The organism is Chryseobacterium amylolyticum, assembly GCF_051011775.1.
Lineage (GTDB): Bacteria > Bacteroidota > Bacteroidia > Flavobacteriales > Weeksellaceae > Chryseobacterium.
Genome location: NZ_JBPCHX010000008.1, coordinates 148,550 through 172,100, shown reverse-complemented (window position 1 = coordinate 172,100; position 23,551 = coordinate 148,550). Strand labels below are relative to the sequence as shown.

Genomic DNA, 23,551 nt, shown 5'->3' with positions numbered 1-23,551 from the left:
TCATTAAATGAGTACTACCTCACATCAGATTGGCTGGAAAACAGCTGCTGCAATTGTTGTTTCCAATATGATCGGAACAGGGATTTTTACCACCCTGGGATTTCAGCTATCCGATATTACCAACACCTACAGTATTTTCCTGCTGTGGATCATTGGAGGCATCCTGGCTCTGTTTGGTGCTTTTTGCTATGCAGAGTTAGGCTCACATTTCAAAGGAAACGGAGGCGACTTTATTTATCTGAAAGAAACCTATCATCCGTTATTCGGGTATCTTATAAGCTGGATTTCGCTGATTATCGGATTTTCCTCTCCTGTTGCTTTAGCTGCATTGGCTATGTCGAAATATCTTTCCGTATTTAATTATTCTTTCGGAAACGGGTTTGCGATTGCCGCCATTTTTCTGATCGCGGTTACTTTGTCATTCAGTTTGAAAACATCCAGCCGGTTTCATAACTTTTTCACTTTCATTAAAATAGCTTTTATTATTGTACTGGTTATTCTGGGAGTGGGGCTTTCAGATTCACCACAGATCGGCAGCAGTTTGAATTTCAGTGACAGCTGGCAGAATGAGATCATGCTCCCTGCTTTTGCTACTTCGCTGGTATTTGTAACCTATTCCTATACAGGCTGGAATTCAGCTTCCTATATCGCAGGAGAAATTAAGGATGTTCAGAAAAACCTTCCCAAATCACTCATTATAGGAACTGTTTTTGTGACGGTAAGCTATATTCTGGTGAATTATATTATGCTGAAACATGCTCCCGTAGGCCAGTTGGCAGGAAAAGAAGACGTCATGGGAGAAGCAGCGGTCAATATGCTTGGTCCTGCTTTTGGAAAAATCGTTAACATTTTTATTGCTTTGCAGCTGATTGCAACGATAAGCGGATATTTATGGGTAGGGTCAAGATTAACCCAGGCTTTTGCGAAACATACCTCTATCTGGAAACCGCTATCAGTTGGAAATGCAAAAGGAATTCCGGTAAGAGCCATTTTTGCTCATGCTGTGATTGCTGCTGTTATTATTTTAACAGGAAGTTTCAAAGAGATCTTTGTTTACACTGCTTTTATTTTACAGCTTTTTGCAAGTCTGGCTATTTCTACTGTATTCTTCCTGAAGAAAAAGGACAGAAAAATCTTTAAATCGAATGCCTTCCACATTTTCCCGGCCGTTTTTCTGCTGTTCAGTATGTATATTCTCTATTTTACATTTATTCATAATCCTAAAGAAAGTCTTATAGGACTGGGAATTATCGCAGTAGGAATTGTTTTATATCTTATTGACAGAAGACTTTCTAAAAGATACTAGAGCCGGTTTCTGCACCAGATAAGCCCGGATAAACAAATTTAGAATACACCCTTTTTGCCATTTTGCTCCCTTTATCCCTAAAGCTCAAAAATTTATGCTGATTCGGAATTTTAATTTTGAATTAATAATTCTTATCTTTGCACCCACAAAATTTCTACAATGTCTAAATCATTAATTCCAAAATTAGAAGCTATAAAACAAAGATATAATGAGGTTGCAGACCTTATTATACAGCCTGATGTCATTTCAGACCAAAAAAGATATTCTTCTTTAAACAAAGAATACAGTGATTTGGGGAAAATTGTAAGAGTTTACGATCAGTATAAAGGGGCTTTGGACAGTATCGCAGAATCTGAAGAAATCATTGCCGATGGTTCAGACAGAGACCTTGTAGATTTGGCTAAAGAAGAAAAGCTGGAAGCCCAGGCTAAAATTCCGGGACTGGAAGAAGAGCTGAAAGTATTACTGATTCCTAAAGATCCTGCTGATGATAAAAACGTTATCGTAGAATTACGTGCGGGAACCGGAGGTGATGAAGCGGCTATTTTTGTAGAAGACATCTACAGAATGTATACCATGTACTTCAAAGCCAAGGGATGGAGACATGAAGTAACAGATTCCAACGAAGCAGCAAAAGGATACAAGGAACTGATCATGAAAGTGGAAGGTGAAGGTGTTTACGGAATCATGAAATTCGAATCGGGAGTGCACCGTGTACAGCGTGTTCCTGAAACAGAATCTCAGGGAAGAGTACATACCTCTGCGATTACAGTAGCGGTTTTACCGGAAGCTGAAGAGGTAGATGTAGAGATCAACCCTGCTGATATTGAAATGCAGACTTCACGTTCAGGAGGTGCCGGAGGTCAGAACGTAAACAAGGTTGAAACGAAAGTTCAGCTTACCCACAAACCTTCAGGGCTTGTAGTAGTTTGCCAGCAGGCCCGTTCTCAGCTGGCTAACCGTGAGCTGGCAATGGAAATGCTTCGTGCCAAGTTATATGATATCAAACTTCAGGAAGTTCAGGGAGATATTGCAGCTCAGAGAAAAACTATGGTATCTACAGGAGACCGTTCTGCAAAAATTAAAACGTACAACTATCCTCAGGGAAGAGTAACAGACCACAGAATCAACAAGTCTATGTACAACCTTGATGCTTACATGAATGGTGATATTTCTGAAATGATTGATGCGGTAATCATGGCAGAAAATGCAGAGAAAATGAAAGGGGAAGAAGAAAATTATTAAAAATTATAATAGATAAGCAAAGCCTCTGATCCTTCAGGGGCTTTGTTTTTAATACCAAAACATAAATATAAACTATGAAAAATTACAAAATTATTTTGTTGTTGCTGCTTACGATGATCGGGCAGAATGTGTTTGCTCAGACGGAAGTAAAGAAACCAAAAGAAGCTTTTGAATTGTTCTTCGGAACTTTTGTCAACAATGATGAAGCAGCTTTGAATAAGCTTAATGACTATCTGAAGCCTACCGTTGAAGGGCAGAATGCTTACCAGGTAGATTTTAAAGAAACTTCCAAAGAAATGATGAACGGCAGTGTGGAGAATTTCCTTGCTGCTTTCCCCAAAGCTACCGCTGCGGCTTGCAAAAAAGAGGCAGAAGACTATTTCACTGCCATGTTTGGGAATTTTAAAACCGGAAAGCTGACGGTTAAAAATGTAAAAGTAGTCCCGAATGAATATCTCAAAGACGAAAAAATAGCAGAAATAAGTTATTCCGTGAGTTTCCTTGTTCCGTCAAAATTAACATCAGGACCAAAAGGTGACCTCAATAAAATAAAACCGGAAGAACTGAAAAAATATTTGATTCAGGCAACTCAGGACTTCAAAAATGCGGATAAAACTGTAACTACTGAGCAGAATTTTAATCTTTACGAATTGAAGGAAGGCGGTAAAATATACTATTGGAACGGCAGCCCGGATGAGATTGTTACCAACCTCACCGATTTCTATTTTGAAAGCTTCGGAGCAAACGAATAGTAGAAAACACAGTTATAAAGAGCAAAAGTCCCGTCTGAAGGGACTTTTTTTATTTCATATACTTTACGTATTTTTGAGAAAACCGTTCAGTATGAATTTTAAACCTATATTGCTAACTGCTGGAGTATTGTTTTCAGCATCTTTTTATTCTCAGAAAATGAATTATCCTAAAGCATTAAAAGGAAGCCAGACAGATACCTATTTCGGAACCGCTGTTTCTGACCCTTTCAGAGATCTGGAAAATGATTCTGAAGCTACTAAAAAATGGGTAGATGAAGAAGTTGCCTACAGCCAGAATTACCTTTCTAAAATTCCGTTCAGGGAAAAAATTAAAAATCAGCTGAAAGATATCTGGAATTACGAAAAAATTTCAGCCCCTTTCAAAGAAGGAGATTATACCTATTATTATAAAAATGATGGTTTGCAGGCTCAGTCTGTGCTGTACAGAACCCATAACAAAACCAATGCTACAGAAGTATTTTTAGATCCCAATAAATTTTCGGAAAAAGGAACCACTTCTCTTTCCAATCTTTCTTTCAATAAAAAAGGAAATCTTGCGGCTTATTCCATTTCAGAAGGAGGAAGTGACTGGAATAAGATTATTATCATTGATGCAGTTACCAAAAAACAGATTGACGAAACATTGCTGGATGTGAAATTCAGTGGGATTTCTTGGCAGGGAGATGAAGGGTTCTATTACTCAAGTTATGACAAACCAAAAGAAGGAACCGTACTTTCCGGAATGACAGATAAACATAAGGTGTTCTTCCATAAGCTGGGGACAAAACAGTCTGAAGATAAATTAATTTTCGGAGGTGATAAAACACCAAGAAGATATCTGAGCGCAGGAGTTTCTGAAGATCAGAGGTATCTTATCATTTCTGCTGCTAATGCTACCAATGGCAACGAACTGTATATTAAAGACCTGAAAAAAGGAGGAGATTTTGTACAGGTTGTAAGCGGATTTGATATCAACGCAAGCATTGTAGATACACAAGGTGATGATCTTTTTATTTTTACCGATAAAGATGCTCCGAATATGCGTCTGGTAAAAACTACGATAAGCAACCCTGCTCCGTCAACATGGAAAGATGTGATTCCGCAGACTGAAAATGTATTGGGAATTTCTTCCGGGGGAGGGTATTTCTTTGCAACCTATATGATTGATGCAATAGACCAGGTGAAGCAATTTGATAAAACCGGAAAACTGATCAGAGAAATTACACTTCCCGGTAAAGGCAATGTTTCAGGGTTTGGAGGAAAAGAAAAAGAGAAAGATGTTTACTTTTCTTTCAGTAATTATATTACACCGGGAACCACTTATAAATTCAATGTAGACTCAGGAAAATCTGAAGTGTATCAAAAGCCTAAAGTGAAGTTTAATCCGGACGATTATGTTTCAGAACAGGTATTCTACACCTCAAAAGACGGTACAAAAGTTCCTATGATGATCAATTATAAAAAAGGAACTAAACTTGACGGTAAAAATCCTACTATCTTATACTCTTACGGAGGTTTTAACATCAGTTTACAGCCTTCATTCTCTGTAGTAAATGCGATCTGGATGGAAAATGGTGGTATCTATGCCGTTCCAAACATCCGCGGAGGAGGTGAGTATGGTAAGAAATGGCATGATGCCGGAACAAAACAACAGAAGAAAAATGTTTTTGAAGATTTCATCGCTGCCGGAGAATACCTTCAGAATAAAGGGTACACCTCAAAACAATATATGGCACTTTCAGGAAGATCAAACGGAGGATTGCTGGTAGGGGCAACCATGACAATGCGTCCTGATCTGGCCAGAGTAGCCTTCCCTGGAGTAGGCGTTTTGGATATGCTGAGATATAATAAATTTACGGCCGGAGCAGGCTGGTCTTACGATTATGGTACTGCAGAAGACAGTAAAGAAATGTTTGAATACCTTAAATCATATTCTCCGGTACATAATGTAAAAGCAGGAACTTGTTATCCATCAACAATGATTATTACTAGTGATCATGATGACAGGGTAGTGCCGGCGCATTCCTTCAAATTCGGAGCCGAGCTTCAGGAAAAACAGGCATGTAAAAATCCTATTTTGCTGAGGATTGAAAAGAACGCAGGTCATGGAGCAGGAAGATCAACAGATCAGGTAATCAGTGAAAATGCAGATCTTATATCATTTGCTTTGTATGAAATGGGAATAATGAAATAGATTTTTTACAAGTATTCCAATAAAAAAGGCCGGGCATTTGCCCGGCCTTTTTTATTTCACTAAACAGAAGAAAAACAGAAGGTTAACAGAAGTTTCATGTTTCGTTCAAAAAAATTAACTTTACGGGACAAAAATAATTGGAATGCGAAAGACAATTTCTGTGAAAAAACCGGATTTTGGTGTATCACCTCAGGAAAAAGAGATTTACAACTTTGAAAAAGACGGGCTTGAACTCAAATCATCCTATGAGAAAAAAGATGTAAAAGATGAATCATTAACACAGACTTCTCCGGGAATTGAACCTTACCTGAGAGGACCGTATTCTACGATGTATGTACAGAAACCGTGGACAATCCGCCAGTATGCAGGATTTTCTACCGCTGAAGAGTCCAACGCTTTTTACAGAAGAAACCTTGCTGCAGGTCAGAAAGGACTTTCAGTAGCATTTGACCTAGCAACGCACAGAGGATACGACTCTGATCACTCAAGAGTCGTAGGAGACGTAGGAAAGGCAGGTGTTGCCATAGATTCTGTGGAAGATATGAAAATCCTTTTCAATGAAATTCCGTTAGATCAGATTTCAGTATCCATGACCATGAACGGTGCCGTGCTCCCTATCTTGTCTTTCTACATTGTAGCCGCAGAAGAGCAGGGCGTAAAACAGGAACAGCTTTCAGGAACCATTCAGAATGATATTCTAAAGGAATTCATGGTAAGAAATACCTACATCTATCCGCCGGCTCCTTCCATGAAGATCATTGCAGATATTTTTGAATATACTTCGCAAAACATTCCAAAATTCAATTCTATCTCTATTTCCGGTTACCATATGCAGGAAGCCGGAGCCACTCCCGTCCTGGAAATGGCTTACACATTGGCAGACGGCCTTGAATATGTAAGAACAGGAATCAAAGCAGGAATGAATGTTGATGATTTCGCGCCAAGGTTATCATTCTTCTGGGCCATCGGGATGAATCATTTCATGGAAATTGCTAAAATGCGTGCCGCAAGATACATCTGGGCAACGCTTTTAAAACAGTTTAACCCTCAGAATCCGAAATCTCTGGCATTGAGAACCCATTCTCAAACTTCCGGATGGTCCCTGACAGAACAGGAACCTTTTAATAATATCACAAGAACAGCTATTGAAGCCTTGTCTTCAGCATTAGGAGGAACGCAGTCTCTCCACACCAATGCCCTGGATGAAGCCATTGCCCTTCCCACAGATTATTCAGCAAAAATTGCAAGAAACACACAGATCATTCTTCAGCAGGAAAGCGGAATATGTGATGTTGTAGATCCGATGGGAGGAAGCAATCTTGTAGAAAGCCTTACCCAGCAGATGATTGAAGAAGCGATGCGGTATATTGATGAGGTAGAACAGGAAGGAGGAATGACCAAAGCCATCGAAGCCGGAATTCCAAAAATGAGAATTGAGGAAGCTGCTGCCAAAAAACAAGCTAAGATCGACAGTGGTGAAGAATTCATCATTGGTGTGAATTCATTCAAATCTTCATTAAAACAGGACCAGATAGAAATCCTGGACATTGATAATACAGAAGTCCGCAGAAAACAGATCGAAAGGCTGAATACGATTAAAGCAGAAAGAAATACCCAGGCTGTTGAGCAGATCCTGAATGAAATCCGCGAAAGCGCCAAAACAGGAAAAGGAAACCTTCTGGCATTATGCATCGAAGCGGCGAGAAGAAGAGTTACCCTTGGTGAAATGAGTGATGCCATGGAAGAAACCTTTGGAAGATATAAAGCAAATATTAAAACAATCTCTGGTGTATACGCAATGAATGCCGGTAAAAATGAATACTTTGAAAAAGCGCTTCAACTGACTCAGAAATTTGAAGAAGAAGAAGGACGACGCCCAAGGCTAATGGTTGCCAAAATGGGTCAGGATGGCCACGACAGAGGTGCAAAAGTAGTAGCAACAGCATTTGCCGATATGGGATTTGACGTCGATGTCGCTCCATTATTCCAGACACCGGAAGAAGTCGCTAAACAGGCCGTGGAAAATGATATTCACATTCTAGGAGTCTCTTCATTGGCAGCAGGACACAAAACATTAGTTCCGCAAGTTGTGGAAGAACTGGCTAAACTGGGAGCAGACGATATTACCATCGTTGTAGGAGGAGTAATCCCGCAACAGGACTATGAATTTCTGTATGCCAACGGTGCAGACTTTATTTTCGGACCCGGAACCAATCTTCCGAAATGTGCCGTGGAAATTCTGAAAAGATTTCTAAATTAATCCCTTATAAAGAATAACTTGCATGGCTTTTGTATAGTTTAATGAAAAATTTCATTATGGCTTATACAGTAATTTCAGTATTTCCGGTGACTGTAGATACAGAGGAAATTAAAAAAGGATTAAAACAAAAAGGCTTTGACGAAGCAAACATTATTATTTCAAAGTCCAGAGTAGAAAGTGGAATGTCTGATCAGTACCAGGAAGATAAACAGACACAGGATTTTTTTGACTATGTTTTCGCTCACGATGCGGAAATGTTGGACGCTTACCGCAAGCACAGTGTAGGCAGAAGCAATGTTATCGTTTATACCGATGATCTTGAACAGGCAAAAACAGCCAAAGAAGTATTAAATGAATATGGTGCTCTTGAAGTTTATCGCAGACCTTCGGAAAGAAGAGACAGCATTCCGGATGGTATGACTGAGCATGAATATAATGGAATCATTGCCAAAGCAAGACATGACATCTACTTTCTCGGATCAGAAAGAGTCTATCATTCCAATCAGGTAAAAGGAATGGATGACGAAATGGATAGTTTAGGCTCAAAAGATTAATTTTCACGATAAATTATAAGGCTGGTTATTTTTTAATCAGCTTTTTTACTAAAATAATTTTGATTATCAGAAAAATTTATATATTTGCACCTGAAAATCAAGTTTAACCAATAAAAGACAACGAAGCAATGTTCAGAACTAAACAGAATTCTACAGTTGGATTGCCACTTATGGTGGTAAGGCTTCGTGGTTTGGTACATTCTTAGAATAACAGTACAATGAAATATCAAAACCCGAAGTCGTAGAGATTTCGGGTTTTTTATTGCGCAATATTTCAAACTCCCAGGTTTACCCGAAATCTTTTTTAGTGTCATTACAGACGAATCAGGTGAATTATATCATCATACTGTAATCGTCTATTATTAATCCATTCAACTAATGTTTTAGTTGATTAAAAGCTGTGTGAGATAATTAGCTGAATGCAAAATCTCGTATCAGACTTCTGTAAACAATGGAAAATGATAACTTTCTGTGTTCCAGGCTGAGAAGCATAAGAAGCAGAAAAAGAACAATTAGAAAAGATGTAGAAAAACAGATCAGAAAAAAATATCAACGTAGTAAAGAACTTTGGGAAATCAGACGAAATATCCCATGGATTCCTTTGGATAAACCTTATCAAAGAGGATTTGTAAGATTCTTTGTAGTAAGGGAAGATGTAATGAGATCCCAATACGGAGAGTTCTTTGAAGGAATTCTGAAGAAAATCAATACATACATGTATTCTGAAAGCAGAAAATTTCTTAAAAAGAAAAGAAAATCCGGAAGAAGAATCTATGTGGAAAGAGAACAGAAGCTCAATAGAGTTTCAGCATATGCCTGGAATGATCCTAAATTCGGACTTACACCAATGGAGAGACAGTATTTTTTACAAAAGGAAGAATACTGTCCTATAAGGAAGAAGTATGAGATTTACTACGAATTCATTGAACCATGGAGGTTTATTCTTAGAATAAAACCCAATATGATTACCCATTATAAGCCTGTAGATTTCGAACTTGAAAAAGAATATGCAGAGCTGGAGTCCTATTTGAGACAGCATAAGGTTGCCGGGATTATCCATAAAACAATATATGGAAAGCCTAGTTCATGGAAGATGAAATACAAATCTGATCAAAATGAAAGTACAAAATATTTTCACTACAAAATGTCTGCAACAGAGATTGCAGAAAGCTTACAGGACGTATAAGTCCGACTGTTATTTAAAACAAAAACAATGGGAAATTTAAAACTAAAAGGAAAAGATATATTAAAACTGGGCTATCCAAATAACCAAAGCGTAAACGTAGCATTGGAAGTCATGAAAAGAAATTTTGCAACCAAAAATATTCACCATGTAAAATCTCTTTTAAAGGAAATCCTGCTGAATCCGGAGAGCTTTGAAAAAGATCTCACCTTCGGGCAAATTGCAGAAACCCTGCTTTCATCCAAAAAAACTGAAAAGAGAATGCTGAATTCACAGCGTGCCCCGTTTCAGATTTTTGGAAACAATATTTCGGAAGAGGCAAAAAATCAGTTGTACACTGCTTTGAAACTGCCAATTTCTACTCAGGGCGCATTAATGCCGGATGCCCACAGTGGTTATGGTCTTCCGATAGGAGGCGTTCTTGCAGCAGAAAATGCAGTAATCCCTTACGGAGTTGGAATGGACATTGGCTGCAGAATGAGTCTCAGTATTTTGGATACACCCGTTTCATATCTTGAAGGAGCAAGGGATAAATATGAAAAAGCGCTTGCTGAGCATACCAAATTCGGAATGTATGAAACACATAAATCTCATATAGATCATGAGATTTTCGACAGAGATACATTTGATATGATCCCGATCTTAAGAAGATTAAAAGGAAAAGCGGTCAAACAGATGGGATCCTCAGGCGGCGGAAATCACTTTGTAGAATTCGGGGAAGTGGAAATCACTGAAGAAGACGAACAAATTGGCCTGCCAAAAGGAAAATATCTGGGGATTCTTTCTCACAGCGGCTCAAGAGGATTGGGAGCAGAGATTGCCCAATATTACTCAAGAATGGCTGCAGAACAGTGCCCGTTGCCAAAAGAAGCTCAACACTTCGCCTGGCTTGATCTGAGCACCCATCTGGGACTGGAATACTGGACAGCCATGAATCTTGCAGGAGATTATGCTTCAGCCTGCCATGACGATATTCACAGAAGGCTCGTTAAAGCGGTTGGTGGAAGAGTAAAGGCCAGGATTGAGAACCATCACAATTTTGCATGGAAAGAAATCCATAATGGAAAAGAAGTGATTGTTCACCGCAAAGGAGCAACGCCTGCCAACGAAAATGAATTGGGAATGATTCCGGGATCCATGACAGCGAAAGGCTTTATTGTGCGTGGAAAAGGAAACGCGGAATCCCTGAATTCAGCATCACATGGAGCAGGAAGAGCATATTCCAGAGGAGAGTGCAGAAGCCTTTTTACCCAGCATGATATTAAAAAAGAGCTGAAGCTGAAAAATGTCACCCTGATGGGCGGAAATGCAGAAGAAGCACCAATGGCCTATAAAGATATCAATGAAGTGATGAATGCACAGAGCGGACTGGTAGATATCCTGGGAACTTTCCAGCCGCGAATCGTGAGAATGGATAGGTAGTCAGCCTGATATTTTACAACCTTACAGGTTTCAAAAACCTGTAAGGTTTAATAAAGAAATACTTAAAACAAAAGAATGGGAGCACCACATAACATAAAAAGATACGGTGAAGTCTGGCCGGAATTCAGAATCCGGTCCGGACTCGAAATTTTAGGTAAATTAAAAGATAAAGTCATTATATCAGGCGGCTGGGCATGGCATTTTATGTCTGAAACAGGACATACAGAATATAAGCATGCTCATGACCATAAGGATATTGATGTTTTTGTAAAAAAAGAAAATGTAGCAGATGTTGTTATCATCCTTCAGCAGGAAGGCTTTCAGAAAGTCTGGACCCGGTATGATCATCTGCCCAGTGAAGAGAACTTCCGCAGGTATGAAAAAACGGTAGAGCTTGAAAATGATACATTCCACAGAATTACCATAGACTTCTTTGAAAGAAATGATCTTGAAACCATAGAGGTTAATGGTTTTACCGTTGTGAGTCCTGATATTTTACTTTCATTTTACAGAAATATCCACTCCAGTGACAAGTGCTGGGCAGTGATGGCTGCAAAAGATTTATTACAAAAGGGAACAGATCCTGTTGGACACCCTTTATTAAGCAAAATGCCTGTATAAAAATGGAAAAATTAATACAGATCACTTCAGGAAGAGGTCCTTTGGAATGTCAGTGGGTAGCCGCCAAGGTTCTGAAGACCTTTCTTGAAGAGGCCAAACAAAATACAATAGAATACGAAATCATTCATCGTGAAAACGGTGATGAAAATCTGACATTAAAATCTGTGACTATCCTTTTGAAAGGAAAAGAGATGAATCTTTTCTTAAAGAACTGGTTGGGAACTGTTTGCTGGACAGGAAAAAGTACATTCAGAAAACTGCATAAAAGAAGTAACTGGTTTATCGGGATCTTTGAACTTGATGATGTAAAAATGATTGAGTTCAATGAAAAAGATATCCGGTTTCAGACAGCGAGAAGCCAGGGGAGCGGAGGACAAAATGTAAACAAGGTAAATACCGCTGTGCGAGCCACCCATATTCCTACTAATGAAACGGTCTTTGTACAGGATTCCCGCTCGCAGCTGGAGAACAAAAAGCGATCCGTTATCAGACTTAAAGAAAAGGTAATGGCCGTTTATATCCGGCAGCTGGAAAGAAAGATGAAAGATACATGGTCCCTTCAGATGCAGGTAGAACGCGGAAATCCGGTCCGTACATTTTCCGGGACGGATTTTAAAAAGAATTATGAAGACAGGACATTCAAAAAACAAAGGAATGCCTTGAAAAATGAACTCAAAAACTATAGAAATGACCTTAACTAAAAGTAAATATTATTTTGAAGCATTAGACTACTTTCCATTCAATCTTTCTGAATGTATGGATGCACTGAACTATGCATTATCTTATGAGCCTGAAGATGCAGACAGTCTCTGTCTGATGGGAAGAGTATATTCCGAAGAATTAAAAGATTATGAAACGGCAAAGAAGTACTTTGATGAAGCCATGCAGAATAACATCGGGAATATCAATACGCCTAAATATTATATCGAATGCCTCTTGAATAACGAAGATTATAAAGAAGCTGAAAAGCTGATCGCATTTGCTATAAAAATAAAAGGAATTGACAAATCAGAAATTCTGAACTGTCTCTCGCTTTTACAGGAAAGAAATTTTGAGTATAAGCAGGCTTTGGGAACTCTTAAAGAAGCTAAAAAATTTGCTTACAGCAGGGCAGCGCTTGAAACAATTGAAGAAAGAGAAAAATTGGTCAAAGGAAAAGTAACACGGTCGAGAACAGTAAAGAAGACAGAATAATCGGCCGGACTTCATACTAAAAAAATAAGCTTTCTAATGAAAGCTTATTTTTTATTGACAGAAATCAGGTAATCATATACCATTTGATGTTGGTCATCCGTCAGCTTGGCTTTTGGAGCCATTCTGCTTAACGTATTGATCCATCCTTTGTCATCATGCTTGGTAGGTTCCGGCAGCTTATGACATTTTGCACAGGAATTTTCAAAAATTGTTTTTCCCTGTGCCAATTGCTCAGATGAGGTATACTTAGGCCCTGTTACAGCCACGCTTTTTGGTCCGCAAGACACCAGAAATGCTGATGCTGCAATACCGGTTAAGATGAATTTTTTCATACTATTTTTGTTTGATGATTACTTCTTCACAGAAACAATATAATCATAGACCCATTGATGCTGTTCATCCGTCAGTTTAGCTTTGGGAGCCATAGAATTCATGATTCCTACCCATTGTACAGGGTTATGTGAAGCAGGATCCGGTAGTTTATGGCATCTTCCGCAGGAATTTTCAAAAATAGTTTTCCCCTGAGCGATCTGTTCGGCAGTAGATATTGAAGCGCCTGCAGTAGCAGTGGATGTAGCAGCTTTCGGCGTACAGGAAACCAGCAGAATAGCAGTTAACGAAGCCGCAGCAATAAGTTTTTTCATGTTTCTTTTTTGATATATAACAAATGTAATAAATTCCTTAAGCCGTTGATATAGGGCTTTGTAGTTTTAATTTAGAAGAAATAAAAATTAAATGATAGAGAATTGTCCGTATAAGATCAGGCAATTTATGCCTTTTGTCCCGTCATTATGAGGCAGCTATTGATCATTCCCATTTTAATTATTAATTTTGAATCAATGAAATTTTCTACAGAAGAGCTAATAGAAGGAATACGATCAGGAAACAAACGCCTGATTGCAAAAGCTATTACATTGGTTGAAAGTAAAAAAGCTGAACACAGGCTACAGGCAGAGGAGCTGCTGAAGAAGATTATGCCCTTTACCGGAAACTCTGTGAGGGTAGGAGTAACCGGTGTTCCGGGAGCCGGAAAATCCACTTTTATAGAAAATTTCGGAAGATTGGTTATTGCTCAGGGAAAAAAAGTAGCGGTTTTGGCTATTGATCCCAGTTCGGCAATCAACAAAGGAAGTATTTTAGGGGATAAAACCAGAATGGAAGAGCTTGCTAAAGAAGAAAAGGCCTTCATACGTCCTTCCCCAAGCTCAGGCTTTCTGGGCGGAGTAGCCAATACTACCTTTGAAACCATGATGATCTGCGAGGCCGCAGGATATGATTATATTTTAATAGAAACCGTTGGAGTAGGGCAGTCAGAAGTATTGGTAGCTGATATTACCGATGTTTTTTTATTCCTTAAAATCATTGGAGGCGGAGACGAGCTCCAGGGTATAAAAAGAGGAATTATGGAAATGGTAGATCTTATCTTTATCAATAAGGTGGATCAGGACAATCTTCAGAAAGCAAAAAATACAAGACTTGAATTAAAAAGAGCGCTCGATTTTATTCCGCCTAAAGAAAAAGGATGGAAAATCCCTGTTTTGTTAGGTTCTGCCCTCCACAATGAAGGATTGCAGGAAGTCTATGATAAAATCTTTGAATTTATTGATCTGAAAAAGAAGAGCGGCCGTTTTGAAGAAATCCGTGTTCAGCAGGCTGAAAAGCGATTCGAATATTGGGTGCAGGAATATATTTTATCACTCATGAAAAAAAGCAATGCCATAGAAGAAGCTTACCATATGCACAAAAAAAATGCTTCAGCAATGGTTTCCAATCCAAGTACTGAAGCAAAATTATTTGTTGAAAAATTTTTATCTGACGAAAACAGAAACTAAGGTTTGCCCTTTTCCTGTTTAACCTCAGTTTTAGAAATGTAGCCGTCATAACTAATCGGCTGTCTGTCATTACTTCTCATAGAAACGAAAGCTTTACCGTTTTTAAAGATCTCAATATTGATTTCATCAACGGTTCTTACGTCTTTCGGCTTGAATTTTAAAGTCCATTTTCCCTTTTTATTCTGAGTTTTAGTTACTGTAAAATCTTTTGAAGTAAATCGGTAGCTGTTATCACTTGTATTTCCATAAGTTGGATTAAACAGTCTTCCGAAATAAGGCAGAACTACATCAAGCGTATTTTTACTGACATCAATGGTATAATCCCCATTCAGATTAAGTATTCTGGTTGCAGTGGCATTAGGCATTGAATTCATGACATTGATAACATCATAATTGGTAGGATTAGCTCTTTGTGCATAGAAAGTAAACTCCTGGGAATCTACCAAAGCGCTCACCGTTTTCGGATCTGAAGCTCCTTGTGATGCACAGCTCTGAAAGAGAAACAGAAATCCAAAAATCATCAGTAAGGAAATATACTTTTTCATAATGAGATAATTATTAAATTTAAACAGCAAAATGTATGCAAATATATTCTTTCCAAAATATTTTGGAATAAAAATTGTTAAGGTTGAATTATTAACACTCAAACTATGAAAGTTACACATCTATTTGGAATAGGAGCTATTGCTCTGTCGGCTGTTGCCTGTACTACAAACCCGATTACAGGAAGGTCTTCTTTACAGCTGGCCAACAATTCGGAAATTTTAACAATGTCTTCGCAGGAATACAGAACGACATTGTCTAAAGGTAAGGTAATTACCGGTACGGCAGATGCAAAGAGAGTGGTAAATGTAGGAAACAGAATTAAAAGTGCAGCAGAAAGATATTATCAGAGTATAGGAAGATCAGCAGATCTTGCCAACTACAGCTGGGAATTTAATCTGTTGCAGAGCAACGAGCTGAATGCCTGGTGTATGCCTGGCGGTAAAGTAGCGGTTTATACCGGAATATTACCGATAACAAAAGACGATAACGGTCTTGCAGTGGTAATGGGACATGAGGTTTCCCACGCACTGGCAGGTCACGGAAATGAAAGAATTTCTCAGGCAATGGTAGCTCAGTACGGAGGTGCTATCCTGGGAGGAACCATCTCCAATGCACAATGGGCCAGTGTTTTCCAGAAGGTATATCCTATCGGTTCACAAGTGGCTTTACTGAAATATGGAAGAGGGCAGGAATCTGAAGCAGATGAAATGGGGCTTTATCTGATGTCTATGGCCGGATATGACCCGAGAGCAGCCATTCCTTTCTGGAACAGAATGGAAGCAGCTTCTTCAGGAGCAAGACAGCCTGAATTCTTATCTACCCACCCAAGCCCGGAAACAAGAATTTCAGATATCAATAAAGATCTTCCGAAAGCTTTGGAATATTATAAGGCTGCGGGAGGAAAATTATAATTAGAATTTTAATCTTGAGTAAGGCCTTATTAAATTTTTAGTAAATTTGGTAAGGCTTTTTTATATAACCACCTAAACACAATATTATGAAGAGTTTATCAATTACCGGACTTATACTTTTGGCTGTTTCCGCATTACTTTTCTATTTAACAACCGATTTTGCCGTAGAGCAGATAAAAATTTCCCACATTATGGGAATGATGGCTGGTGTCGGTATCGGGCTTATCATCGGGGGAATGGTTGGATATGTAAGTAAGGGAAGCGCTATTAAAGCGGAACAGAAGAAAAAAGAATTCAAGCAGCTGCAGAAAGACAAAGAAGAGCTTGAAAAACAGGCTGCAGAAATTGCAAAACGCCAGGCTGAACTCGAAGAACAAAATAAAAACCCTCAAATATAAAATCTGAGGGTTTAAAGTTGTTATTTTCGATATCAAATTAAAATTTATATCCTAAACCTACCATAAACAGATTAGGTCTGTTGTCATATCTGATTTCCGAACCGGAAACCTTGTTGATAAAATTTCTCTGATCTTTACTGAAAGCACCTTCGTATCTTGCATTTACAATAAGCTTTTTGATTTCAAGCTGCGCACCAAACTGGTATCCTACTGTAAAGTCATTCTTGGCATTTTCTTTAAAATCGTTGTAAGTATTGTCTTTATTCAGGTTAAAACTTCCAACAGGTCCTGCAAAAACGCCCAGCATATTTCCCAGAAGATTATACCCTAAAAGAACCGGAACGTCAATACGGTTGCTTTTTACATCAAAAGTAGTATTCTCCGTAGTAAATTCATTTTTGAAATGAGTATAATAGATTTCCGGCATCACGAACAGCGAAGTAGGAAGACCCACTTTTAATGAAAGTCCCACATTAAATCCTACATTATTTTTACCTGTTCCTTCAATCGCATCATTCACTGTTCCTTTGATATTGGACCATGAAGGAGACCCTGTAGGAAAAATTAAGTTAGCTTTACCTGCCAGTGAAATCTGTGCAGATGCCCACATTGAAAACCCTAATAACGCTATACTAAGTACCTTTTTCATTATCGTCTATTTTTGTATTTGTCGTTTCAATCGTTTTATTATTCTCAAGTAAATATTCTCTCAGTTCCTTAAACAGTTCTGAAGAATAAACGAAGTCAATCAGATTTTTATTGCCTGCGGTAATCAGAATGTCTTTGTTGCCTTCCCATTCTTTGATTCCCAGTCTTAGATATACAATTTTCTCGCCAATCGTCATTACAGAGTTCATATCGTGGGTATTGACGATGGTTGTGGTGTTGTATTCTTTTGTGATCTCGTAAAGAAGATCATCTATTACTTTTGAAGTATAGGGATCAAGTCCGGAATTGGGTTCATCACAGAACAGATATTTGGGATTGTTTACAATAGCTCTTGCAATAGCAACCCTTTTCTGCATTCCCCCTGAAATTTCAGAAGGGTATTTCTTTTCAGCTTTATCAAGATGTACCCTTCCTATTACTTCAAAAACCCTTTTCTTTTTCTCTCTGTAGGTAAGATTGGTAAACATGTCAAGAGGAAACATAATGTTTTCTTCAACAGTTAAAGAGTCAAATAATGCACTCCCCTGGAACACGGTCCCGATTTCTGAACGAAGGTGCTGTTTTTCATCTCTTGTCATGGTATTGATATCCTTTCCGTCAAACAGGATTTCTCCTGATGAAGGCATATATACATTCAATAAACTTTTAAGAAAAACAGTTTTTCCTGAGCCACTCTGCCCGATGATCAGGTTTACCTTTCCTTTATCAAATGAAGTTGAAATTCCCTTAAGTACTTCAACGTCTCCAAAACTTTTCTTAAGATCTTTTACCTCAATCATCAGCTTAATATTAATTGGGTTAAAATTAATTCGGAAATGATAATGAATACCATTGTCCACACTACCGCCTGCGTACTGGCTCTACCTACTTCCAGCGATCCCCCTTTTACATTATATCCAAAATAGGAAGGTACAGTGGCAATGATGAAGGCAAAAACAGTCGTTTTGATAAATGCATAATAAATGAACAGATTGGGCATATACATTTGAATTCCCACAATATAGTCGTTCTCGGTCCAGTTTCCTGTTAAGATTCCGGCAATATATCCTCCTCCGATACCAAATACGATACTGATGGCAATTAGAAGGGGGTTAAAGAGAACACAAGCAACGATTTTGGGGAAAATTAAAAAATTTGGTGAGTTCACACCCATGATATCCAGGGCATCAATCTGTTCGGAAACCCTCATTGTCCCGATACTGGATGCAATATAGGAACCTACCTTACCTGCCAGAATGAGACTGATAATGGTTGGCGAAAACTCCAGTACCAATACTGCTTTTGTAGCATATCCTACAAATGAAGTAGGAATAGGAAATGATGAAGCGTCAAAGTTATTGAACATTTGAATGGCCACTACAGCCCCCACAAATATTGATGTGAAGACTACAAGCCCGAAAGAATTTACTCCCAAATCATTAATTTCTCTCATGAACAGCTTCCAGAAAACCCTCATTTTCTGAGGTTTCTGCAGGGATTTTCCTAAGAGGATAATGTATTCCCCTACCGCTGTGAAAAACTTTTTTAACATACTGCTAAATTAGACTTTTTTATTTAATTGGGCTAGAGTCAGGGATAAGACTGAAGCCTGGTTTTGTGTTAAAATTTATTTCAGTGATAACCTTGCCCGTTTTTTTATTTTGCATTTTTATCTCCTCCGATAACCAAAAAAATGGTTTTTAAAATAATGACCAGATCGAGTACAAAACTCCAGTTTCTTACATAAAAGGCATCGGCCAGGACTCTTTTCTTCATTTCTACTTCCACATCTCCGAAGTCACCACGCAGTCCGTTTACCTGTGCCAGCCCCGTAATACCTGGATTAACCATACTTCTTAAGCTGTATCTTCCGATTTTTGGCTTGTAATAATTGTCAACCGACAACATGTGCGGGCGAGGGCCTACCACAGACATTTCTCCTTTCAACACGTTAATAAACTGGGGAAGCTCATCAAGGCTGGTTTTTCTTAAAAACCTTCCCACTCTGGTGATCCTGGAATCATTCAATGATGTGGTTTTGGTGGTAGACTCATCATTGACAACCATTGTTCTGAATTTGATACAATTAAAAACCTCTTCATGAAAACCATATCTTTTCTGAAGGAAGAAAACAGGTCCTTTGGAAGTCGTTCTGATTAAAATGGCAATGATAGGGAAAAGCCATGAACAGATGAAAACTAATATAATGACAGAAAAGAAAATATCGAACGTTCTTTTCATCAGATAATTAGAATAATAATCCAGCGGATACCGTGCCTGGTTAAGTACCGGCTGAGTCTGGATGTAACCAAGATCATAAAGGAAAAAATCGCTTTGAGTAATACTTGGTATGAGTGAAATATGAATCTTGTTATCTTCTGCCAGTTTGAAAATTTCATTTTCCATGTTTTCATCATATGAGTTCTCCATTGATAAAAACAAGGTATGAATTCCGTTTTTTTTCCAGAAGGCGACTAATTCATTGAGGCTGAGCTCAGAATTTCCGTATTCAAATATTCTGTATCCATAATCTTTACGTTCTGTAAAAATATTCTTCAGAATTTCTGTGGAATGGCTGTCTCCCAAAAACATAACATTCCTGTAATTGGCTCCAAGCGATCGTAAATACTTGATGGCGAAATAGATCAATGACTTCACCAAAAAAATGAAAATAAAAAGGTATAGTGAAAGCCAGTAAATATCCGAATTGAAAAATACATTTTTACTTACCTTTCCTATAAGCAGAACACCAAGTATAAAAAAAAGGAAATGAATTAAAAGACGTTCAAGAAACAAGGTATAGGTAAGGTTCCTCGGGATATTGTATATTTTTGTTCTGCCGCTCAGAAGCACCCAGAATAAAAACAACAGAATCAGAGAAAAAATATTCTGATACCAGGTTTCTCTATGGTATTTTAAATTTTCGTTTCTGGTTATAAAAAAGAATATGAAGATAGATGCAATAACCATGAGGTCAAGCAACATAATGATCGATTTCAGGTATCTAGAGTATCGAATTCTCTGCATCTATCGGTATTATAGCGAATAACACCAGCTAATTTACACTTTTTTACGGGATATTCAGATATTTATGAGTCTGAACAGATGCCTGCCATTCAGGGTGTTCCAGAATGAAATCTGTGATCTTCGGATACATGTCATTTCTCTTGCTCCATTCACTCTGAAGATAAAGCTTACAGTTTTCAGAAACTTTTGCTGCCTGCTCCTGGGCAAACGTAAAATCATGATGATTGAAAATGATTACTTTAAGCTCATTGGCTTTTTGATAAATTTCTTCTTTCGGAAGCCCTGTTTTCTTAGGCGAAAGAGTAATCCAATCCAGATGTCCGCTCATAGGATAGGCCCCGGAAGTTTCAATATGGATGGTACATCCCAGCTCTTTCAGTTTGGATGTCAGGATGTCTAAATTCCACATTAAAGGTTCACCACCGGTCAGCACAATTGTTTTACAGTGTCTGGCAGCTGTTTCTGCAATTTCTTCTGCATTCATAAGAGGGTGAAGTTCAGGGTCCCAGCTTTCTTTTACATCACACCAGTGGCATCCTACATCACAGCCTCCCAGCCTGATAAAATAGGCGGCTTTTCCGGTATGTGCCCCTTCTCCCTGTAAAGTGTAAAAATGCTCCATCACAGGGAGCATTTTACCTTCTTTTAATAAAATATCTTCTTCTTTATTCATTTTAAAATTAGTCGTTATAGACCGAAGTTTTGTAAGCAATGATGGTATTTTTCATCAACATTGCTCTCGTCATTGGGCCTACACCTCCAGGTACCGGAGTGATCCAGCTTGCTTTTGCGGCACAGCTGTCAAAATCCACATCACCTGCAAGGTAATATCCTTTTGGAGAGTCGTTGTCTACTCTTGTAATACCCACATCAATAATTACGGCTCCTTCTTTGATCATGTCTCCTTTTAAGAAGTGAGGATCTCCTAAAGCGGTAATAACGATATCTGCTTTTTTGGTGTATTCTTCGATGTCTTTTGTATATGAGTGTGTAAGGGTAACGGTAGAGTTCCCAGGAAAATCTTTTCTTCCCATTAGAATACTCATCGGTCTTCCTACAATTTTACTTCTTCCGATAATTACACAGTCTTTCCCTTTCGTTTCAATATTATATCTTTCCAATAATGTTAAAATTCCGAAAGGTGTTGCCGGTAAGAAAGTATCCATCTCAAGGGCCATTTTTCCGAAATTTTCAGGATGGAAACCATCCACATCTTTTCTCGGATCAATTGCATTGATGATCTTCTCCTGATCAATCTGATCCGGTAAAGGCAGCTGAACGATAAACCCGTCTACTGCTTTAGACTTGTTAAGCTCGTCAATCTTTTCCAATAGTTCAGATTCAGAAACTGTGCTTGGAAATTTGATTAAGCTGGATTGAAATCCTACTTCTTCACAGTCTTTCACTTTGGAGTTTACATAAGCTTTGCTTGCTCCGTTATTTCCTACAAGAATAGCCACCAGATGCGGTGCTCTTCTTTTGCTTTCCAGAATCTTTTCTACTTCAACCTTGATCTCCGCTTTAATTTCCTTGGATACTTTAAGTCCGTCAAGAATTTCTGCCATTTTTACTTTTTTACTTTATAGATTTACTTTTACTTTCTTTTTTACTTACTATTTGTTTTCCTTATAGTAATTGATCAATCCGTTGGTAGAACTGTCGTGAGAACTTATGGTTTCATTGTTCTCAAGTTCAGGAAGGATTTTATTGGCTAATACTTTTCCTAATTCCACTCCAAACTGGTCAAAGCTGAAAATATTCCAGATCACACCCTGAACAAAAATTTTATGTTCATATAAAGCAATCAGCTGTCCTAGTGAATAAGGGGTTAACTCTTTGAATAATATAGAGTTAGTCGGAGTATTTCCGTGGAAGACTTTGAAATTGATGAGCCTGTCTATTTCTTCATCAGATTTTCCTGCATTTCTAAGTTCTTCCTCAACTTCTTCTTCCAGTTTTCCGAAGGCAAGTGCTTCAGTCTGAGCGAAAAAGTTGGCTAATAATTTATCCTGGTGATCAGAAACATGATTCGGGCTTTTAGCATAAGCAATAAAATCCGCCGGAATCAATTCTGTTCCCTGGTGAATCAATTGATAGAATGCGTGCTGGCCATTTGTCCCCGGTTCTCCCCAGATAATAGGTCCCGTTTCATATTCTACGAATTCACCGTTTCTGTCAACACATTTTCCGTTACTTTCCATATCTCCCTGCTGGAAATACGCTGCAAATCTGTCAAGATACTGAGAATAAGGGAGAATTGCGTAAGTAGTGGCAGCATAAAAGTTACGGTACCAGATTCCCAAAAGACCCATTAATACCGGAATATTTTCAGAGAATTCTGCTGTCTGGAAGTGCTGGTCAGTATCATAAGCACCTCTCAGAAGCTGTTCAAAGTTTTCGTATCCTACAGAAAGAACAATACTCAATCCGATAGCGCTCCAAAGAGAATATCTTCCGCCAACCCAATCCCAGAATTCAAAAATGTTTTCTTCTGCGATTCCGAACTTTTTAACTTCTTCAATATTAGTAGATAAGGCAACAAAATGCTTCGCCACATCTTCCTGTTTTCCTGCCTTCAGGAACCAGTCTTTGGCTGAATGTGCATTCGTCATCGTTTCCTGGGTTGTAAAAGTTTTGGAAGCAATGATGAATAAAGTGGTCTCAGGATTCAGATTTTTCACCACTTCTGCGATATGATTCCCGTCCACATTGGAAACAAAGTGAGCGTTTAATCTTGTTTTAAAATGCTTTAAAGCTGAACAAACCATCACAGGTCCTAAATCTGATCCGCCGATCCCAATGTTTACTACATCTGTGATCTCTTTTCCGCTGAAACCTTTATGCTCTCCTGAAATAATTTTTTCAGAAAAAGATTTCATGTGCTCAAGAACCCTTTTGATCTGTGGTTTGATATTTTCTCCATCCACAAGGATTTCACGGTCAGAAAAGTCTCTCAATGCTGTGTGTAAAACCGCTCTTCCTTCTGTTTCATTGATTTTATCACCGGAGAACATTTTGGAAATAGCATCTTTTAGCTGGCATTCTTCTGCCAGCTGTAATAAAAGATCTTTTGTTTTTGAGTCAATTAAATTTTTAGAATAATCAAAAAGATAGTTGTCCTTTTGCAGGGAAAACTCATTAAAACGGCTCGGGTTATACTGGAAAAGAGTTCTAAGGTCAAAGTCATTTCCACCGAAGTGCTCGTCAAGTGCTTTCCAGCTGTTGGTTTGTGTTGGATTTATTTTTGATAGCATATTACAGAATTTTTATCATTCAGAAAATCATATATGGATGATAGGGCTGACAATCCATAATCATTTATTTCTGATTTGCAAATTTACGGAAAAATAAAACCTCAGATAAATTTGAAGATGATAAATAACAATTTTTTAAAAAAACAAAACCCCGGAGCTACTCTGAGATTTTGTGACAAGTCTTTTATAATGGGAGCTGAGATA

At 38.3% G+C, this 23,551-nt stretch carries 24 protein-coding genes; 14 read left to right on the top strand and 10 right to left on the bottom strand.

Annotated elements, in window-relative coordinates; translation table 11 throughout:
- Positions 1-7 precede the first annotated feature (7 nt).
- The 11 genes from ACR1PO_RS20665 (at position 8) to ACR1PO_RS20615 (ending at position 12,731) form a co-directional block, all read left to right on the top strand.
- Positions 8-1,306 carry an APC family permease gene (locus tag ACR1PO_RS20665; protein ID WP_433988019.1) on the top strand — a complete coding sequence of 433 codons (1,299 nt, stop codon included), beginning with the start codon at positions 8-10 and terminating at the stop codon, positions 1,304-1,306.
- Positions 1,307-1,465: 159 nt separating this feature from the next.
- The gene (gene prfA / locus ACR1PO_RS20660; RefSeq protein WP_002983952.1) at positions 1,466-2,551 is read left to right on the top strand and encodes a peptide chain release factor 1; all 1,086 of its coding nucleotides are present in this window, start codon (positions 1,466-1,468) and stop codon (positions 2,549-2,551) included.
- Positions 2,552-2,625: 74 nt separating this feature from the next.
- Positions 2,626-3,303 carry a hypothetical protein gene (locus tag ACR1PO_RS20655; protein WP_332388924.1) on the top strand — a complete coding sequence of 226 codons (678 nt, stop codon included), beginning with the start codon at positions 2,626-2,628 and terminating at the stop codon, positions 3,301-3,303.
- Between the two features lie 91 nt (positions 3,304-3,394).
- The gene (locus ACR1PO_RS20650) at positions 3,395-5,497 is read left to right on the top strand and encodes a prolyl oligopeptidase family serine peptidase (protein ID WP_433988018.1); all 2,103 of its coding nucleotides are present in this window, start codon (positions 3,395-3,397) and stop codon (positions 5,495-5,497) included.
- Positions 5,498-5,639: 142 nt separating this feature from the next.
- On the top strand, positions 5,640-7,757 hold the full coding sequence (scpA, locus tag ACR1PO_RS20645) for a methylmalonyl-CoA mutase (RefSeq protein WP_433988017.1): 2,118 nt from the start codon (positions 5,640-5,642) through the stop codon (positions 7,755-7,757).
- Between the two features lie 56 nt (positions 7,758-7,813).
- Positions 7,814-8,311: a hypothetical protein gene (locus ACR1PO_RS20640; RefSeq protein ID WP_433988016.1), complete on the top strand. Its 498-nt coding sequence runs from the start codon at positions 7,814-7,816 to the stop codon at positions 8,309-8,311.
- Between the two features lie 451 nt (positions 8,312-8,762).
- A complete protein-coding gene (locus ACR1PO_RS20635; RefSeq protein WP_433988015.1) occupies positions 8,763-9,497 on the top strand; it encodes a hypothetical protein in 735 nt (244 codons plus the stop codon).
- Between the two features lie 27 nt (positions 9,498-9,524).
- Positions 9,525-10,916 (top strand): RtcB family protein, encoded by a 1,392-nt coding sequence (locus tag ACR1PO_RS20630; protein ID WP_433988014.1) that lies wholly within the window; start codon positions 9,525-9,527, stop codon positions 10,914-10,916.
- Between the two features lie 75 nt (positions 10,917-10,991).
- The gene (locus ACR1PO_RS20625) at positions 10,992-11,537 is read left to right on the top strand and encodes a nucleotidyltransferase family protein (protein WP_433988013.1); all 546 of its coding nucleotides are present in this window, start codon (positions 10,992-10,994) and stop codon (positions 11,535-11,537) included.
- Between the two features lie 2 nt (positions 11,538-11,539).
- A complete protein-coding gene (prfH, locus tag ACR1PO_RS20620; RefSeq protein WP_433988012.1) occupies positions 11,540-12,238 on the top strand; it encodes a peptide chain release factor H in 699 nt (232 codons plus the stop codon).
- On the top strand, positions 12,225-12,731 hold the full coding sequence (locus tag ACR1PO_RS20615; protein ID WP_433988011.1) for a tetratricopeptide repeat protein: 507 nt from the start codon (positions 12,225-12,227) through the stop codon (positions 12,729-12,731). Before prfH ends, ACR1PO_RS20615 begins: the two co-directional genes overlap by 14 nt.
- A gap of 44 nt (positions 12,732-12,775) precedes the next feature.
- Here ACR1PO_RS20615 and ACR1PO_RS20610 read toward each other — a convergent pair whose 3' ends face one another.
- Both ACR1PO_RS20610 and ACR1PO_RS20605 read right to left on the bottom strand, forming a co-directional pair.
- Positions 12,776-13,063: a c-type cytochrome gene (locus ACR1PO_RS20610; protein WP_227942672.1), complete on the bottom strand. Its 288-nt coding sequence runs from the start codon at positions 13,061-13,063 to the stop codon at positions 12,776-12,778.
- An 18-nt stretch (positions 13,064-13,081) separates the two neighbouring features.
- A complete protein-coding gene (locus tag ACR1PO_RS20605) occupies positions 13,082-13,375 on the bottom strand; it encodes a c-type cytochrome (protein WP_433988010.1) in 294 nt (97 codons plus the stop codon).
- 195 nt (positions 13,376-13,570) lie between these two features.
- Here ACR1PO_RS20605 and meaB point away from each other — a divergent pair, with 195 nt between their 5' ends.
- Complete coding sequence (meaB, locus tag ACR1PO_RS20600) at positions 13,571-14,563, top strand: methylmalonyl Co-A mutase-associated GTPase MeaB (protein WP_433988009.1); 993 nt, start codon at positions 13,571-13,573, stop codon at positions 14,561-14,563.
- On the opposite strand, the gene ACR1PO_RS20595 is transcribed toward meaB, so the two are convergent.
- Positions 14,560-15,108 carry a DUF4251 domain-containing protein gene (locus ACR1PO_RS20595; RefSeq protein WP_433988008.1) on the bottom strand — a complete coding sequence of 183 codons (549 nt, stop codon included), beginning with the start codon at positions 15,106-15,108 and terminating at the stop codon, positions 14,560-14,562. The two genes, meaB and ACR1PO_RS20595, sit on opposite strands and share 4 nt — an antisense overlap.
- Positions 15,109-15,213: 105 nt before the next feature.
- Between ACR1PO_RS20595 and ACR1PO_RS20590 the strand changes: the two genes are divergently transcribed.
- Together ACR1PO_RS20590 and ACR1PO_RS20585 are read left to right on the top strand one after the other, a co-directional pair.
- Complete coding sequence (locus ACR1PO_RS20590; RefSeq protein WP_433988007.1) at positions 15,214-16,020, top strand: M48 family metallopeptidase; 807 nt, start codon at positions 15,214-15,216, stop codon at positions 16,018-16,020.
- An 86-nt stretch (positions 16,021-16,106) separates the two neighbouring features.
- Positions 16,107-16,418: a hypothetical protein gene (locus tag ACR1PO_RS20585; RefSeq protein WP_332388937.1), complete on the top strand. Its 312-nt coding sequence runs from the start codon at positions 16,107-16,109 to the stop codon at positions 16,416-16,418.
- 37 nt (positions 16,419-16,455) lie between these two features.
- On the opposite strand, the gene ACR1PO_RS20580 is transcribed toward ACR1PO_RS20585, so the two are convergent.
- The 7 genes from ACR1PO_RS20580 to pgi all read right to left on the bottom strand — a co-directional run bounded on the left by ACR1PO_RS20580 (position 16,456) and on the right by pgi (position 23,347).
- Positions 16,456-17,067, bottom strand: coding sequence for an outer membrane beta-barrel protein (locus tag ACR1PO_RS20580; protein WP_332388938.1), 612 nt, complete (start codon positions 17,065-17,067; stop codon positions 16,456-16,458).
- Positions 17,051-17,866, bottom strand: a complete 816-nt coding sequence (locus ACR1PO_RS20575; RefSeq protein ID WP_002983922.1) for an ABC transporter ATP-binding protein — start codon at positions 17,864-17,866, stop codon at positions 17,051-17,053. Before ACR1PO_RS20575 ends, ACR1PO_RS20580 begins: the two co-directional genes overlap by 17 nt.
- Entirely contained in the window at positions 17,866-18,618 is a 753-nt protein-coding gene (locus tag ACR1PO_RS20570) for an MlaE family ABC transporter permease (RefSeq protein WP_002983919.1), read from the bottom strand. Before ACR1PO_RS20570 ends, ACR1PO_RS20575 begins: the two co-directional genes overlap by 1 nt.
- A gap of 104 nt (positions 18,619-18,722) precedes the next feature.
- Entirely contained in the window at positions 18,723-20,093 is a 1,371-nt protein-coding gene (locus ACR1PO_RS20565) for an exopolysaccharide biosynthesis polyprenyl glycosylphosphotransferase (protein ID WP_433988006.1), read from the bottom strand.
- Positions 20,094-20,136: 43 nt separating this feature from the next.
- Positions 20,137-20,766 (bottom strand): 7-carboxy-7-deazaguanine synthase QueE, encoded by a 630-nt coding sequence (locus ACR1PO_RS20560; protein WP_002983917.1) that lies wholly within the window; start codon positions 20,764-20,766, stop codon positions 20,137-20,139.
- Positions 20,767-20,773: 7 nt separating this feature from the next.
- Entirely contained in the window at positions 20,774-21,658 is an 885-nt protein-coding gene (locus ACR1PO_RS20555; RefSeq protein WP_002983915.1) for a bifunctional 5,10-methylenetetrahydrofolate dehydrogenase/5,10-methenyltetrahydrofolate cyclohydrolase, read from the bottom strand.
- A 48-nt stretch (positions 21,659-21,706) separates the two neighbouring features.
- Positions 21,707-23,347, bottom strand: coding sequence for a glucose-6-phosphate isomerase (gene pgi, locus ACR1PO_RS20550; protein ID WP_433988005.1), 1,641 nt, complete (start codon positions 23,345-23,347; stop codon positions 21,707-21,709).
- Positions 23,348-23,551: the final 204 nt, after the last annotated feature.